Genomic DNA, 15,518 nt, shown 5'->3' with positions numbered 1-15,518 from the left:
AAACTAGTAAAGACCTGAGTTTATTGAGTGAACTTGCCAATTTGGATAGTAAACTTGCAACTAACTTAACAGCACCCTATTTCACAAAGCTTTAAATCCAATTTCTCCGCCAACTCTCTACAAACCTATCTGATACCATAAACTCCCATCACTAATCCAAGTTGATTTTCCAGCTCCAGAAGATATAGTAGTTGTAGAGTTGTTAGCTGTTAGCACTACAGAAGATTGAACCGCTCCAAATCCAATTTTTAATTGGGGAAAAGAAGTCGACTTGATGTTAACCGTTGTAGTTGTGGGTGTTGCAAAATTACTGATGGAAATTACCCGGCCCGTGTTACCGCTTGCCAAAGGAAGAGTAATATCTACGGTGGCATTAGAATTAGGCTTTACGATGATATAATAATCTGAAGCAGCTACCAAATAACTGGCTGTAACGAAAACAGCAGGAAAAGAATTGGAGCTGTTAGCCCAACCCAATGTTGCAGTAGAACCAGAAACAGATGATACCGTTAATGTTTGGTTTGCCGCTGGCAATGTTCCGGGCAATATCAAAGTTTGGTTTGCTGTTAAAGCAGCAGCTGCAGGTGCTTTTAAAGTGATAGATTTCCTAGTCGTTGCCGAAGGATCATCATTATTAAGATTCAAATTTCTTACATTTTGAGATTGAGCAAAACTTGCGCCCACACTAGCCAAAACAATAGCAATGGCAAATATTGATTTAAGATACATAGGGGAAGATATTATAAAATGATGGTGTAGTTAATAAAAGCTGTAGTTGGTGGCAATGCTGCAAAGTTCACCACGAATGATACTCCTGAAACTCTAGTGCCCAAACCTGTGGCTATTACTCCACCTGTCGCATCTTCATAAGTAATTATAATTACAGCAGTGGCAGTAACATTAGTATCTGCAATAACCTGACTGGCAAGACCTATACAAGCAACCCTACCTTTTACACTTGTTGGCAAGGCTGCAATAGCTGTGGTCAAATCTTTTTTCGTAATTAAACTTAGCGGACTATAGTTAGCACTATAATCGGCACCATATTCAATACCTTTAAAATTTGTGGGAACATTATTCGAAACCGTGATTTTATCAAACTGGGTTGCAATTAAACTGGCCTGCGTTGTAGCGCCATCCGAAGATTGGATATAAGCTCCATTTGGAAAACCTAAAGTAGTGCCAGGAATGGTAGTAAAGAAATTGTTGATTGTGCCCGTTACAGCTTCGTAAGATGACAATTGTGCTGAACCATCTTTATACATATACAATCCATTTTCATTACTGGTTGTAGCATCTAACATCCTTAATTGGTACCAAGGCTTAACCGCATCAAAACTTGCCGCTGCTGGATTAAAATCTATTCCTCCCTCGTTTATAGTATATTGCAAATTGTTATTAATCTTCACAGGAACACTAAAATTAGAGGTTGTACCGAAAAAATCTCCAGCAGTTGGTGCATTGCCTTGCAAACCCCAGTTTAAAGCACTAGCACTAGCAGTTCCAATTACCAATTTACCAGTCGCGTCAGCAAAAATTGGTCTAACACCCGTTACAACAGGAATTGCAGCAGCATCTAGATCTTTTATTAGAACAGCGCCACCATCTGCATATAAAGCATAAGGATTAACGCCAGTAGACTTTGCGTAAAGAGCGTAGTTACTTAACCCAGCGGCAGATGTATTATTCGATTGAAAATATCCACCAATTACCTGATTAGCTTGGGGATGATATATATTATAACCAACTTTACCAATTACACCAATTTGTACCGTATTTACGCCAGTGGCGTTATCTACATTAGAGCCAAACTGACCACCAATATATTGTTCGTTATTTGCATTTCCGATACTGAAAATACTTTTAATACCGGTAGTAACACCATCAAAAGGGGTTCCCAATTGATTATTGGTGTCATTTACAGTCCTTGTGTTTTCTATGCTTAGATAGTAATCTCTAACAGAAGGATGCGGTGCACCACCTCCGTCATTATACCTTAACTTAATACCGCCCTTATCCAGCACCGTAGAGTGCGAACTGGCAAATCCATTACCTTCAATACCATCCCAAAAAGTTAAAGATTTATCATTGTAGAATATAGTTGAATTGTGATTTAAAGTACCACCCAACCCTACATTGTTCAATACATCTATCGATAAGCCATTGTAGTAATTATTTTTAGTATCAACAAGTCTAATCCAGCTATTTAAATTAGCGCTCCAATAATAATAACCTGGGTAAACATTAGTTGGAACCAATCCAGCAGTTGCTGTATTAAAAACCATTAATGAGTTTGCTGGCAATGGCACAGTTAACAAATCACCTGTACCAGTTAAAGCCACTCTTGGCATTAATACTCCTTTATTGCTTGAGGTTATATCTATTACCGATGATGGAGCAGGTTGGTTAGTACCAAAGCCTTGTTGAGCATTTGCATTATTGCAAAAGGTAACCGCCATTACAACGACAGCGATTTTAATGAGATATCTTTTTTTCATTTCCTAGGTAGGGATGTTGCAATACCTATCTAAAAAAGAGCCAAAAAAAACATCTGCTAAATTAAACTCCAAGGCTCCATTTTTAAATCAAGCTTTATTTAATCGTAGATAATTTTACACAAAAAGCAGCTAAAAAATACACAAAAAAACCCCGATTGAAATTCAACCGGGGCTTTCTTAATGTTGTATTAAAATCATTAAACTTTGATTTCTACTTCAACACCGCTAGGTAATTCAAGCTTCATTAAAGCATCAACTGTTTTTGAGTTTGAGCTATAAATATCTAAAAGACGTTTATAAGCACACAATTGAAACTGCTCACGAGCTTTTTTGTTTACGTGCGGTGAACGCAATACAGTGAAGATTTTTTTCTCTGTTGGCAACGGAATTGGTCCGCTAACTACTGCGCCTGTAGGCTTTACAGTTTTTACGATTTTCTCAGCAGATTTATCTACCAAGTTGTAATCGTAAGATTTTAATTTAATTCTAATTCTTTGGCTCATCTTGTTATTTAATTAAACCGATAGTTAGAGCTATTAATAACTAACGGCGGATTTATTTTAGTCCTGCGTTAAGCGTTTTGCGTATGGAAGAACACCACACGCAAAACGCAATTCGCTAAACATTATTAGTCTTCAATACTACCTTTAACTCTACCTTTAGACTTCGCAACAACTTCTTCTTGAACGTTACGAGGTGCTTCAGCATAGTGATCAAACTCCATTGTAGAAGTTGCACGACCTGAAGTGATGGTACGTAATTGAGTTACATAACCAAACATCTCCGAAAGTGGAACCAATGCTTTGATTACTTGTGCGCCATTACGTGAATCTAAACCTTGCATTTGACCACGACGACGGTTCAAGTCACCCATTACATCACCCATGTTAGCTTCTGGAGTTAATACTTCTACCTTCATGATAGGCTCCATTAATACAGGACGACATTTTGGTAAAGCTTCACGGTAAGCCATCTTAGCTGCTAATTCAAATGATAAAGCATCTGAATCGACTGCGTGGAACGAACCATCAATTAAACGAACTTTCATTCCTGATAGTGGGTAACCAGCTAAAACACCGTTCGCTAATGAAACTTCAAAACCTTTTTGAACTGAAGGAATGTATTCTCTCGGAATTGCACCACCTACGATTTCGTTAACGAATTGTAAAGCTGATTTGCTTGTATCAAAATCTTCATCAATTGGAGAGATTACAACTTTGATATCAGCAAATTTACCACGACCACCTGATTGTTTTTTGTAAACCTCACGGTGTTCTGAAGTACCACGGATAGACTCTTTATAAGCTACTTGTGGTGCTCCTTGGTTAACTTCTACTTTAAACTCACGTTTTAAACGATCAATTAAGATCTCTAAGTGAAGCTCGCCCATACCAGAGATAACTGTTTGACCAGTTTCTTGATCAGATTTAACTACGAAAGTAGGATCCTCTTCAGCTAATTTACCTAAACCGATACCTAATTTATCAACGTCAGCTTGAGTTTTAGGCTCAATAGCTAAACCGATAACTGGCTCTGGGAAAACCATAGTTTCTAAAACGATTGGGTTTTTCTCATCGCACAAAGTATCACCAGTTTTAATGTCTTTAAAACCAACTACCGCACCAATATCACCAGCCTCGATAAAAGGAATAGGATTTTGTTTGTTAGCGTGCATTTGGAAAATACGAGAAATACGCTCTTTGTTACCAGAACGAGTGTTCAATACGTAAGAACCAGCATCTAATTTACCAGAATAAGCACGGATAAAGCACAAACGACCTACAAATGGGTCAGTTGCAATTTTAAAACCTAATGCTGCAAATGGTTCTTTAACGTCTGGTTTACGAGAAATCTCTTCACCAGTATCTGGGTTAGTACCTTTTACAGCCTCTTGATCAAGTGGCGAAGGCAATAACTCCATTACTAGATCCAACATAGTTTGTACACCTTTGTTTTTGAAAGATGAACCACAAACCATAGGAACAATAGCGTTATCTAATACTGCTTTACGTAAAGCATCTAAAATTTCACGTTCAGTTAACGAGTTAGGATCGTCGAAGAATTTCTCCATTAACGACTCATCATAACCAGCTACTGCTTCTAATAATTTCTCACGGTATTCAGCAACTTCATCAACCATATCATCAGGAATTGGCACTTCAGTAAAGGTCATACCTTTATCATGCTCATTCCAAACAATACCACGGTTGTTAATTAAATCTACCACACCTTGGAAAGAATCTTCAGCACCGATAGGCAATTGCAAAGCAACAGCATCAGAACCTAACATTTCTTTAACTTGCTTAACAACTTTTAAGAAATCTGCTCCAGAACGGTCCATTTTATTAACGAAACCAATACGAGGCACTTTATAGTTATCAGCTAGTCTCCAGTTAGTTTCAGATTGAGGTTCAACACCATCAACTGCCGAAAATAAGAATACTAAACCATCTAATACACGTAACGAACGGTTTACCTCAACCGTGAAATCCACGTGTCCAGGAGTATCAATTACGTTTACTTGGTATTTATTCTTACGATATTCCCAGAAAACTGTTGTTGCAGCAGAAGTAATGGTAATACCACGCTCAGCTTCTTGCTCCATCCAGTCCATTGTAGAAGCACCTTCGTGTACTTCACCAATTTTGTGGTTTACACCAGCATAGTAAAGAATACGCTCGGTAGTAGTTGTTTTACCAGCATCGATGTGTGCAGCGATACCAATATTTCTTGTAAATTTTAAATCTCTTGCCATATTTTTTGATTAAAGAATGACCAAATGATAAAATGATTAAATAAGCAAAAGCCTATTTAATCATTCAAAATTTAATCATTCAATCATTTTCTTTAGAATCTGAAGTGAGAGAACGCTTTATTAGCCTCAGCCATTTTGTGCGTATCCTCTTTTTTCTTAACTGCTGCACCTTCACCTTTAGCTGCTGCTACCATTTCGCCAGCTAATTTTTCTTTCATGGTTTTCTCACCACGCTTACGCGAGTAGTTAATTAACCATTTCATACCTAAAGCAGTTTTACGCTCTGGACGTACTTCTGTAGGTACTTGGAAGTTTGCACCACCCACACGACGAGATTTAACCTCTACAGCAGGGCTGATATTTGCTAATGCACGTTTGAAGATCTCTAATCCGTTCTCACCAGATTTTTTCTCAGCTATTTCTACAGCATCATAAAAAATAGTGTAAGCGATAGATTTTTTACCGTCAAACATCATGTTGTTTACAAATCTTGTAACCTGAACATCGTTAAATTTAGGATCAGGAAGAATAATTCTTTTCTTTGGTTTCGACTTTCTCATTTCTTATTTCCTCCTAAATTATTTCTTTTTACCTTTTGCTGGTGCTGCAGCTGCTTGTCCTGGTTTAGGACGCTTAGTACCATATTTACTACGACGTTGGTTACGACCAGCTACACCTGATGTATCTAATGCACCACGGATAATGTGGTAACGTACACCTGGTAAATCTTTAACACGACCACCACGGATCAAAACGATTGAGTGCTCTTGTAAGTTGTGACCTTCTCCTGGAATGTAGGCATTCACCTCTTTACCATTGGTTAAACGTACACGGGCAACTTTACGCATTGCAGAGTTTGGTTTCTTAGGGGTAGTAGTATATACACGTGTACATACGCCTCTTCGCTGTGGACAGCTGTCCAACGCCGGAGATTTACTCTTAAACTCCAGTGCTACTCTACCTTTTCTAACTAATTGTTGAATGGTTGGCATTTCTTGCTTTTTGTTTCTATTATTTATTTAATTTCCTTGCCGTTAGCAGTTTATAACTAGCCTACATTAAGGGACTGCAAAAGTAGAACAATTTCTTTTAACTATCAAGAGGTTACGTTAAATATTTTCAGAGTTAAAAATAGTTTAACATAAAATTGGCTTTAGGTTAAAATAAGGAGTTTATTTATTCGAAAAGCAAGGTCAATATTTCTTCGGTTTCGGCAGCCCCGCTTTTCACTATAATCTTTTTTGACAAGGCCTTCTGTCATTTCGAACATAGAGAAAAATCTGTTACATAAAAGCAACTAACTCTGAGATTTCTCTCTTCGTTCGAAAATGACGCCACAAAAAGGATTACCGCTCCAATCGGGTTTAGCTGGCAAAACAAGGCGCTCTAAACCAAGTAAGCTTTTCGATAAAACTCAAAACACTGCTATTAAAATCAATCCAAGTCGCAGGCAGGAAAAAGTCTATATAAAACGTAGAATTTATTTTATGCTTCATCTCTCATTCCCCATTTTACTAAAGCGAACAAAATCTCCTTAAAAGCTCAACAAAAAGGGTTTAAGGAGATGTTCACAACAATATCGAATTTGGTATAAGGTTTGTAATCGGGGTTTTATTAACCAACAAACATCACTTTACACCAATGAAAACAATTAAATATTTTACACTAATCATTTTGATCAGCTTATGCTATTCATGCTCCAGCGGTAATAAAACAGACGGTACCAATTACTTTAATAAAGCTGGCTTAGTTACGCCCAGATTTAAGAACGACAACCTTAATAAGCACCTTAAATCTTTTGAGGAACTATTTAACGAACTCGGTACCGCAGCAAAAATTAAAGACAAAGCAAAAAGAAACAACTTCAGCATAGCTTATTCAGATTGGATCATAGATGCCAAAAAATTTAAAGACAGCATTCCAACAGAAGAGCAAAAGAAATTAGATAATTATCTTGAAAGTACAACCGTACCATGGAACGTTCTAAAAAACAACCTTTTCTAAAACATCAACCATCTTTTAAAACCAAATTGATAATTAATTACAATCTGCAAACCCCTCTCTAATTTCCTTTAGTTTTTGGGCTAACTTTTTTAATGCATCTGGCGCCTTGCCGTATTCAAAAGTTACCTTTTTTACTTTTCCTTCTAATTTTAAAGAAATCCATTCTGCACCACCGTCGGCACAATCTGGGCAGCCTATCGTTTCTGGCAGTTTATTAAACTCGTTTGCCACAACAAGCAACTTCAATTCGCTTACTTCGGCTTCAGTAATTGCTTTAGTACAGTTTTTTGTATCAGGCACATCTCCATTTTTCCTCTTCGAAAAAGTAATTTTATCCGCACCAATAGCAACCTCGTTAACACAATAACCTAGGCACATGCCAAAAGAAGTGCCATAACCAATTTCTTCAATTGCTTTTACTTGGCTCTTCTCGCAAGAGTTAAATCCTAGCGCAATAATTAGCAAGCCTATTAATGATATGGTTCTGATCATAACTAAATATTTTTTAGTCCATACGTAGGAGCAATTAATTTCGCTACACGATAAAACTATAAGCTCTTAATGAAACATTTTGCTTTTAAAATTTTAACCTGTATTTTAACGCTATTATTAATGTGCTTGCGCTACGCTCAATATGACTACTTTAAAGAAACAAACCAAAGTAATCATCTACAACTATGTAATTTATATTTTCATTTCTATTGCGTTAATTGTAACCTTAAACCACTACGGACTTAAAGCTATAGATGGTATTCGGGCGTTTACTTCTGGGCAGTCTTTTTACATGAAGGCACAGCAAGAAGCTTCGAGAAACCTAACTAATTACGTATTTACCACAAACGAAGTTCATTACAAAAGCTTCTTGAAGAATTTACAGATTCCAATTCAAGATAGCTTGGCCAGATTAGCTTTAGATAGCAATGCAGATACTGAAATCATTAAAAGGCATCTTAGCCTAGCCAAAAACAGAGCCGAGGATTTAGATAACATCATTTGGGTCTATAGTAATTTCAAATCTCTAGATAGGTTTGAAAAAGCCGTTAGAATTTGGAAAGATGCCGATTTGTTAATTATCGAACTTGAAGCTTTGGGCAAGAGTATTCATCAACTAACTTCGAATGGCGTTGTTATCAGTAGCCCGCAAAAACAAGCGTTAACAAATGAAATTGATTTGCGATGCCGGCAACTCACCATTAAAGGCGATGAATTTGACCAAGCACTAAGCGGGAGTATTAAATTGGTAAATAAAACTGTGCTCACCATTAACACAGTCATTGCGTTTATTATTTTTATCTGCATTGTTGGGCTATCAGTAAAGTATATCCATAGGTTATCGGTATTACAAAAAAGTACGATGGCTAAGAACGCAGTACTGAAAAAAACCAATGAGGAGCTAGACCTTTTTACCCACAGTGTTTCCCACGATTTACGAAGTCCCATCACCGCATTAAAAGGAATTATCGCTTTGGCCGAAAGCGAAAAATCAGAAACTCAACGCAACGAATATTTTTCGTTAATGATGCAGATTTTGTCTAGGCAAGACGATTTTATATTAAAGATTATTCAGTTCTCAAAAAACAAAAGATTTGATATTCGTAACCAAGAAATTTATCTACCCACTTTCTTTGAACCTATAGTTCAAGACCTTAAGTATAGCGTTGACACAAAAACGGAAATCAGCTATGATATTACCCCGATTACTGTTTTGATTGATGCGTTTAGGCTAGATATCATTTGTAGAAACCTTCTTTCTAATGCAATAAAATATGCTGATTACGAGAAAACATCATCGTTTATCCGCATTTATTCAAAAGTAGAGGAAAATATTTTACACATCGTCTTTGAAGATAATGGGATTGGGGTACAAGAAGAACATCAATCTAGAATTTTCGAAATGTTTTATGTTACCTCGCACCAAAATAAAGGTAGTGGAATTGGCCTTTACCTCGTAAAAGAAATGGTGAGCAAACTTGGTGGAGAAATTACTGTTGCCTCTGTGGTTGGCGAGGGAACCGTGTTTACTGTTCAACTTCCCATTTTGCACTAATTTAGATGCTGCAAAATATCCAGAAATAGCTTCATAAATTTACAACTTCCGCATTTATTGGTATTGTATTTGGTAAAGATTATTAATCGATAATTATAGCCCATACATGAAGAAATTTTCCTTTGCGCTACTTCTACTATTCACTCACATTACGCTGCTTGCCCAACTGCCCGAAGAAATTAAGTGGAAACACCTGCAAAAAGAATACAATGCAGATAGTTCTGAATTGGTACTCAGCTTAAACAACAAACTGTTGCAAGGACAGTACAAAATTCCTTTTGATGAAGGTGGTTTCGCACTTTACAATATCAAAAAAGGCATTATTACTGGCGAGGCATTTTGGTATTCGCAAAGCGGAAGAATGGAGTGTAAGCTTTATTACAAAAATGGCGTACGCAATGGCCTCAAAGAAAACTACGACAGAGAAAGCAAAGTTTGGTTGCGCCAACAATACAAAGACGGTAAAAAAAATGGCATCAGCGAAATGTACAGCGATGGCCAAGTCATTAATAGGTCTGGATACAAAGCCGATAAAAAACACGGTTTATCGCAAACATTTTTTGGCAATAACTTAACTACCGAAACTTATTACGAAAACGACTTAAAACATGGAACATCAAAAAATTATAGTTCTGATGGTAAGCTGACCATAGAAGCCAACTATAAAAATGATTTGCTAGATGGTGTTTACCGTGTTTACAATAATGGGGAGCTATTGACCGAAACCAATTACAAAGACGACTTGAAAGATGGTGTGTCTACTACTTTTGTAATGGGCAAAAAAAATATGGACTCCGAATTTTCAAAAGACAAACGCCACGGAGTTTCGCACATGTACAAGCCAGATGGTTCTGTGCTTTTTACCCACTACTATCTCAACGGCGAAAAAGTTAGCGAAGCAATTTATAATCAATCTCAAAAGAAATAATTTAATGAAAAATCACTACTTAGCACTTCTGTTCTCCTTTATTGTATTCTTATCCTCTTGCGGCCCCACAATATCTAGTAAAGACGAGCAATCTTTTAAAACTTCGAAAGCTAAAATGGAAGAGAAATTGAATAAAGCAGAAAAGGGAAACCTTGAAAAAGCTTTGAGGGTTGTTTTGCTAAAAGCGATGAAAGAAAAATGGAATTCGCCTGAAAAATATGAGGGAAAATCTTTCGATAAAATCTCGATGGAAATGATTGATGGCAAAACTTACAGTGGGATCATCAGCTACGCTGAAGATTTTTTAGCTGCTGACAATAAAGAAAAGATAGCTCAAAAAACTACAGAAATAGACAGCTTAGAAAAAAGCAAACTAGAAGTTGCAAAAGTAATTAAACAAGTAGAGGCATTTAAACTAACTAAGATTTCCATCAGCGAAGACCAATTTTTTTCTGATGACCCAAAGATGCCTTATTTAGATTTGGTTTTCACCAACACTTCTACCGAAAATTTAATAGGCGAATACATGTTCAACATCGAGATTTTCTCTAAAAAAAATGGAGAAAGAATTGCAGCACAAGGGCAAGGCGGAACTTTTAACGATGATTACGCCATCAAACCAAATGAAACTTATGAGCATCATCAACCATTGTTATCAGAAGCTAGGGAACATTCTAACTTATGGAAAACAGCGAAATATCCGATAACAGATTTTGTGCCTTATGATTTAGTGATAAAGGCTTATGCAACAAAAATCACTACTAAAAAAGGCGGAACGATTGAAAGACCAAAAGTAGATATTACCGCTTTAGATAGTGAGATTAAAGCGTTGAATGAAGAGATTAAGGGGCTAAAAGCGCTAAAAGGAACGCTAGATGAATTGGAGTTAACTGATAGAAAACAATACCCATAGCTCAATGATAGGCGTAATCATTGTATTTTTTATTTTTTGTCCTATAATTGGCTTCCTCATCTACAAAGAATTGAGGCGAAATACCAAACGCATTGTCTTAATTGGCGAGTTTGCTTTCATTAGTGCATTTGCAATTTCTTTAGGCTTATTCTGCTTAGTTTGGGTATTTAATGGCGATGATTATTACACCGCTATCGATATTGTTGATGGGGGCTACACACCATTCGCATCCAAACATTTACCTACGCTCTTGGTGTTTTTTGTGTTATCCATTTTGGCACTAATAAAACTTTGGTACAGAGGAAGGGCATTGCCACCACTACTGTTTACACTCTTTGTTGTTCTTCTAATCATCGGCATACCAATAAGTGCTATGGTTATCTTACAAACCAGCACCAACACCGAGCAAGCAACAGAAACATTTTTATTTGCCTTATTGCCCTTCTTTTATCTCGTGGGTACGTTTTTAGTTTTCGTTAAAATTGTAGACCAAGAAGCAAGTTCTGCAAGTACAAAAACTTATCGCAATAAATATTTAAACCTGTTAAATCAAAAACTAGCCAATACCAAACAGCAACCCTTGTGGATTTTCCTAATGTTCATCCCTACATTTGCAATAATTGTGGCTATTTTAATGCTTTTCGGGCAAGATGCCAATTCCATAACCAAAGTATTTACGGAAACTACCACCTGGACTTTTTCTCAAAAAACACATCCACCATTTTTAGAACACGAAGGTCATTATTTATGTACGGTTGCTGTATGTGGCGACCCAAAAGTTGTAAAACCACTTCGTTTAGGTAAAAGACATGGACATGAAATTATAGTAAACCGACAACTGCTAATTGCCAATGCTTTTGAAGAATTGATACAAGAAAATGCACCTCGCTTACACAAAGTGATTAGAGATTTTTACGATAAATATGGCTATCCCCTATCCAAGAAAATTACTACAGCCAAAGCATCAAACGCAGTTTATATTTTAATGAAACCTTTAGAGTATTTCTTTTTAGCGGTACTCTATTTATGCAGTACCAAACCCGAAGAAAAAATAAACAAGCAGTATGCGATTTAAAATCATCATTTTATTAATGCTTGTTTCAATTAATTGTATTGGGCAAGAAGTAAAATCTATCAAAATGCCAGAGAATATAAAAAGTACAATTTCTAGAGGAATGGGCATTTTCGGACAACGTAAGCCAACAGGCGATTTTATCCCCGGTTTTAACCCAGAAACTGATTTTTTGATAGCAACAATTGGAAACGAACAATATTGCGTCGTTAAACCGAATGATTTAGTACCGCTAATTGTAGATGTAAGTATGATGAGTGCTATCCCGCCTTTTAATGCCTATATCAGCTATTATAAAAATGGCAGAGTGGTTTATAACATTGCGCAGTATGTGCTACGTGTCGACGAGAAAAACATAGACCCGAAAATTTTCAAAAAAATAAAATATCACAAAGAAATTATTAAAGAAGAAGCCGAATATCTAGCTAAGCGAAAAGAATTAGATAAGCTGAATGAACGCCGCTTGGGTGAAAAGAAATATTACTTTGTAGAACACATAACGAATAAGTACTTCTTATATTTTAACTTGTACGTAACCCTTAGCCTTGCCGAATTAATGGCTTTGCCTGATAAATTAAAAGGCTATACCCCTGCTGAATATTACAAAGATTATGGTAAGGAAAAATTTGAAAACGACATTAAAAGCAGAACGATAGTACATAAACGTTGCGAATACTATTTTACTGTTGCTGATGGAGGGCCTAATTTTGGTGGTTATAACACCAACAATGAACGCATTTTTTTAACGCCTATAAAAGTGTATTGCCGATTAAGCATAGACGAATGCCCCTATAAATTTGACGCAAAAGCCATGGAGTTATTATATGGTAAACCTATTGACTTTTTTAAAGATAAAGAACAAAAAAACGAAGCCTATATTTTTGAATGGTTTGAATACGAAAACAATTAACATTATACCTCACATATTTATATCTATCTAATGGAAAACAACAAAACAGCAAACATCGGCGAAAAAATTAAAGCCGTAGCCATCACCTTTATCGGTGCTGGAATTTTTAGTCAGGGCACATTTTACTTTCAGGAACAGTACAGCTACAGAATTCCAAGAATTTTATACCCAGTTTACGAATTATTTGGCAATACGGGTTTAGCAATTTCGATGCTGATTTTAGGTTTAGCCTTGGTTTTTTGGGCTTACACCAAATGGAAAAACACAGGAAGTAAAGCTGGCATCTTTACTCTCGTAGCCATTTCGGCATTTGCCATATTTTTCTCGATTTTATTCTTTACTGGTAAAAAAGCTACGCCCGAAGAATTGATGCAATCATCTGAAGAAGCGAGAGCAAAAGGCATTGAAAAAATGGCGTCGATGGAGAAACCAGATTTTGACAATGCAGAAGTTGAACAGCAATTTGCAACGTTTGAAACGCTTTTACAAGAACGTAAAAAGGCTTTTAGCGAAAAAAATCAGGAAGCTATTAAAGCAAGCGACGAGGCTTACAACAGTTGGACTGAAAAATCTGCTCCGTTAATTCAGAAACTAAAAACACCTAAAGAAAAGCAAGATTTCGCCTTGTATTTGGGGAAATTAGGCATGAAATGGAGTGAGATTAAGTAAACTTTTAACCTAAGTACATTTTTTTTATTAGACAAGTAGACCTTGGAAGCTGATGCTGACCTGTAGCGAAGCGGAAAGCTACGCAGTAAAATAAATTCAGCATGACGGAGCGCTTATCGTGCGTCACCCTGAATTTATTTCAGGGTCAGTTTTACAAATCATGTATTCATAAACTAACTATTGAACATAAGCTTTCTATCGCTTTACGATTGCCAGCCGAGCTCGCAATGACGACTTTTTTTTTTATAAACAAACGCTACCAAAATGCTCATCACCTTAAATTACGCTTACAATCAAGAACAGCTCAAAAGAGCTTATCGTTTTAACTTGTTCCCTACACCAAGGGCTAAATTTTTCATGCTCTTTTTTAGCTATTTTATTTTTGGCGTTGGCGCTTTAATTTGGTTAATAAATGAACCAACTTCATTTCATCCGCTACTATTAAAAGCGCTGAAAAACATAATGTTGGCAACATCTTTAGTGTGGCTGTTAGCGTTAATGGCTATAGCACTTAATTATTACTACTTACCTGTTTATGCATTTAAGAAAAGTCCCTTCTACCAAGGTAATTTTACAGTTAATTTAATACCAGAGGGACTAGCCTACAAACAACAAGTGGTACAACAAGAAAATAAAGCTGAAACAGATGGATTTGTAAGCTGGAAAACATTTACCAAAAAAGCAGAAAACGAAGAGTTTATTATTTTGTTTATAGGTAGAAAGCACTCTATTATTCCGAAAAAAGCTTTTGATAACGAAGCAGATTTGCAAGAATTCAGGTTATTTTTAATGGCGCAGCAACATATTAAATCGAAAAAGTTCAATGGAACTGAGATTTGGAAAAAATCTTAATCTTCTTATTAACTTAATGATTAAAACTACAACATATGAAAATATTAAAAATTTACCTCTTGTTTATCGCATTAGCTACCAGTTGCGATGCCAAAACAAAACCATCGACCACTACCAAAAGCCAGATGAAAAATGTAGCCAGTTATGATGCTGCAACTAAAACTATCCACGTTTTTGTGGCGCTGTGCGATAATAAATATCAAGGCATTGTACCCGTTCCAAAAGCTATCGGTAATGGACAAGATCCCGCTAACAACTTGTATTGGGGCTGTGCTTACGGTGTAAAAACTTACTTCAAAAAAAGCAAGGAATGGAAATTACTTAGAACCCAAAAGCTCGATAAAATACGAATGGAACGTTTGGTGTTTAAGCACATCAGCAAACATTACTACCTCGTTGCAGATGCCTACGATGGGCAATACATCAAAAAAACAACTACAGATTTTCTTTACAGCGCTGCCGGACAGTTGAAAGATACGGTTCGAGTTAACAAAACCACCATCGGGATTAACGGCAATGCAAAAATGGTGGCTTACATTGGTCATGATGGTTTAATGGATTTCCAATTAAACGAAAACTTCACCAATGCCGATGGCAAACAACGCGATGCGATAATTTTAGCATGTATCAGCAAGAAATATTTTGCACCACATTTAACTGCTGCAAAAGCAAATCCTATTGTTTGGACCACCGGACTCATGGCCCCCGAGGCTTATATTTTACATGATGCGTTAAACAGTTATGTAAATGGCGGCACTGCCGAGCAAGCTCGTAGTAAAGCGGCATTAGCCTATACTAAATTTCAAAAATGCAGTTTAAAAGCGTCAAGGAATTTGCTGGTAACAGGATATTAAATTCTCACAAAAACAA

Annotated in this window: 16 protein-coding genes; 9 read left to right on the top strand and 7 right to left on the bottom strand. The window is 36.5% G+C overall.

From position 1 onward, the window contains the following. Positions 1–117: 117 nt before the first annotated feature. The 6 genes from AC23ME_RS16220 to rpsL form a co-directional block, all read right to left on the bottom strand. On the bottom strand, positions 118–729 hold the full coding sequence (locus tag AC23ME_RS16220; protein WP_487728823.1) for a hypothetical protein: 612 nt from the start codon (positions 727–729) through the stop codon (positions 118–120). 11 nt (positions 730–740) lie between these two features. Beyond that, complete coding sequence (locus AC23ME_RS16215; RefSeq protein WP_487728822.1) at positions 741–2,498, bottom strand: hypothetical protein; 1,758 nt, start codon at positions 2,496–2,498, stop codon at positions 741–743. Between the two features lie 197 nt (positions 2,499–2,695). Next, the gene (gene rpsJ, locus AC23ME_RS16210) at positions 2,696–3,001 is read right to left on the bottom strand and encodes a 30S ribosomal protein S10 (RefSeq protein WP_008244591.1); all 306 of its coding nucleotides are present in this window, start codon (positions 2,999–3,001) and stop codon (positions 2,696–2,698) included. Positions 3,002–3,126: 125 nt separating this feature from the next. Beyond that, positions 3,127–5,253, bottom strand: coding sequence for an elongation factor G (gene fusA, locus AC23ME_RS16205; protein ID WP_487728821.1), 2,127 nt, complete (start codon positions 5,251–5,253; stop codon positions 3,127–3,129). 92 nt (positions 5,254–5,345) lie between these two features. Beyond that, a complete protein-coding gene (rpsG, locus tag AC23ME_RS16200; protein ID WP_487728820.1) occupies positions 5,346–5,813 on the bottom strand; it encodes a 30S ribosomal protein S7 in 468 nt (155 codons plus the stop codon). A gap of 18 nt (positions 5,814–5,831) precedes the next feature. Further along, positions 5,832–6,245 carry a 30S ribosomal protein S12 gene (rpsL, locus tag AC23ME_RS16195; protein WP_010599925.1) on the bottom strand — a complete coding sequence of 138 codons (414 nt, stop codon included), beginning with the start codon at positions 6,243–6,245 and terminating at the stop codon, positions 5,832–5,834. A 649-nt stretch (positions 6,246–6,894) separates the two neighbouring features. On the opposite strand from rpsL, the gene AC23ME_RS16190 reads away from it, so the two are divergent. Next, positions 6,895–7,257 carry a hypothetical protein gene (locus AC23ME_RS16190; RefSeq protein WP_487728819.1) on the top strand — a complete coding sequence of 121 codons (363 nt, stop codon included), beginning with the start codon at positions 6,895–6,897 and terminating at the stop codon, positions 7,255–7,257. Positions 7,258–7,290: 33 nt separating this feature from the next. On the opposite strand, the gene AC23ME_RS16185 is transcribed toward AC23ME_RS16190, so the two are convergent. Continuing rightward, positions 7,291–7,749 (bottom strand): hypothetical protein, encoded by a 459-nt coding sequence (locus AC23ME_RS16185; protein WP_487728818.1) that lies wholly within the window; start codon positions 7,747–7,749, stop codon positions 7,291–7,293. Between the two features lie 142 nt (positions 7,750–7,891). On the opposite strand from AC23ME_RS16185, the gene AC23ME_RS16180 reads away from it, so the two are divergent. The 8 genes from AC23ME_RS16180 (at position 7,892) to AC23ME_RS16145 (ending at position 15,502) form a co-directional block, all read left to right on the top strand. Further along, positions 7,892–9,304, top strand: a complete 1,413-nt coding sequence (locus tag AC23ME_RS16180) for a sensor histidine kinase (RefSeq protein ID WP_487728817.1) — start codon at positions 7,892–7,894, stop codon at positions 9,302–9,304. Positions 9,305–9,410: 106 nt separating this feature from the next. Next, the gene (locus AC23ME_RS16175) at positions 9,411–10,232 is read left to right on the top strand and encodes a toxin-antitoxin system YwqK family antitoxin (protein WP_487728816.1); all 822 of its coding nucleotides are present in this window, start codon (positions 9,411–9,413) and stop codon (positions 10,230–10,232) included. 4 nt (positions 10,233–10,236) lie between these two features. Continuing rightward, positions 10,237–11,145, top strand: a complete 909-nt coding sequence (locus tag AC23ME_RS16170; protein ID WP_487728815.1) for a DUF6694 family lipoprotein — start codon at positions 10,237–10,239, stop codon at positions 11,143–11,145. 4 nt (positions 11,146–11,149) lie between these two features. Next, positions 11,150–12,220 carry a DUF6688 domain-containing protein gene (locus tag AC23ME_RS16165; protein ID WP_487728814.1) on the top strand — a complete coding sequence of 357 codons (1,071 nt, stop codon included), beginning with the start codon at positions 11,150–11,152 and terminating at the stop codon, positions 12,218–12,220. Positions 12,221–12,284: 64 nt separating this feature from the next. Continuing rightward, entirely contained in the window at positions 12,285–13,127 is an 843-nt protein-coding gene (locus AC23ME_RS16160; protein WP_487728813.1) for a hypothetical protein, read from the top strand. A 30-nt stretch (positions 13,128–13,157) separates the two neighbouring features. Then, complete coding sequence (locus AC23ME_RS16155; protein WP_487728812.1) at positions 13,158–13,796, top strand: hypothetical protein; 639 nt, start codon at positions 13,158–13,160, stop codon at positions 13,794–13,796. A 264-nt stretch (positions 13,797–14,060) separates the two neighbouring features. After that, the gene (locus tag AC23ME_RS16150; RefSeq protein WP_487728811.1) at positions 14,061–14,648 is read left to right on the top strand and encodes a YcxB family protein; all 588 of its coding nucleotides are present in this window, start codon (positions 14,061–14,063) and stop codon (positions 14,646–14,648) included. Between the two features lie 35 nt (positions 14,649–14,683). Continuing rightward, positions 14,684–15,502 carry a hypothetical protein gene (locus AC23ME_RS16145; protein WP_487728810.1) on the top strand — a complete coding sequence of 273 codons (819 nt, stop codon included), beginning with the start codon at positions 14,684–14,686 and terminating at the stop codon, positions 15,500–15,502. Positions 15,503–15,518 lie beyond the last annotated feature (16 nt).

Source organism: Pedobacter sp. T50_32 (genome assembly GCF_057652195.1).
The sequence above is the reverse complement of the archived record's forward strand: the minus strand, read 5'-3'. Positions and strand labels throughout refer to the sequence as shown.

Excerpts from the sequence above, each read along its gene's own strand:
- fusA (WP_487728821.1), bottom strand. The coding sequence starts at position 5,253 with ATGGCAAGAGATTTAAAATTTACAAGAAATATTGGTATCGCTGCACAC.
- rpsG (WP_487728820.1), bottom strand. The coding sequence starts at position 5,813 with ATGAGAAAGTCGAAACCAAAGAAAAGAATTATTCTTCCTGATCCTAAA.
- rpsL (WP_010599925.1), bottom strand. The coding sequence starts at position 6,245 with ATGCCAACCATTCAACAATTAGTTAGAAAAGGTAGAGTAGCACTGGAG.
- AC23ME_RS16180 (WP_487728817.1), top strand. The coding sequence starts at position 7,892 with ATGACTACTTTAAAGAAACAAACCAAAGTAATCATCTACAACTATGTA.
- AC23ME_RS16145 (WP_487728810.1), top strand. The coding sequence starts at position 14,684 with ATGAAAATATTAAAAATTTACCTCTTGTTTATCGCATTAGCTACCAGT.
- AC23ME_RS16160 (WP_487728813.1), top strand. The coding sequence starts at position 12,285 with ATGCCAGAGAATATAAAAAGTACAATTTCTAGAGGAATGGGCATTTTC.
- AC23ME_RS16190 (WP_487728819.1), top strand. The coding sequence starts at position 6,895 with ATGAAAACAATTAAATATTTTACACTAATCATTTTGATCAGCTTATGC.
- AC23ME_RS16215 (WP_487728822.1), bottom strand. The coding sequence starts at position 2,498 with ATGAAAAAAAGATATCTCATTAAAATCGCTGTCGTTGTAATGGCGGTT.
- AC23ME_RS16185 (WP_487728818.1), bottom strand. The coding sequence starts at position 7,749 with ATGATCAGAACCATATCATTAATAGGCTTGCTAATTATTGCGCTAGGA.
- rpsJ (WP_008244591.1), bottom strand. The coding sequence starts at position 3,001 with ATGAGCCAAAGAATTAGAATTAAATTAAAATCTTACGATTACAACTTG.
- AC23ME_RS16165 (WP_487728814.1), top strand. The coding sequence starts at position 11,150 with ATGATAGGCGTAATCATTGTATTTTTTATTTTTTGTCCTATAATTGGC.
- AC23ME_RS16170 (WP_487728815.1), top strand. The coding sequence starts at position 10,237 with ATGAAAAATCACTACTTAGCACTTCTGTTCTCCTTTATTGTATTCTTA.
- AC23ME_RS16150 (WP_487728811.1), top strand. The coding sequence starts at position 14,061 with ATGCTCATCACCTTAAATTACGCTTACAATCAAGAACAGCTCAAAAGA.
- AC23ME_RS16175 (WP_487728816.1), top strand. The coding sequence starts at position 9,411 with ATGAAGAAATTTTCCTTTGCGCTACTTCTACTATTCACTCACATTACG.
- AC23ME_RS16220 (WP_487728823.1), bottom strand. The coding sequence starts at position 729 with ATGTATCTTAAATCAATATTTGCCATTGCTATTGTTTTGGCTAGTGTG.
- AC23ME_RS16155 (WP_487728812.1), top strand. The coding sequence starts at position 13,158 with ATGGAAAACAACAAAACAGCAAACATCGGCGAAAAAATTAAAGCCGTA.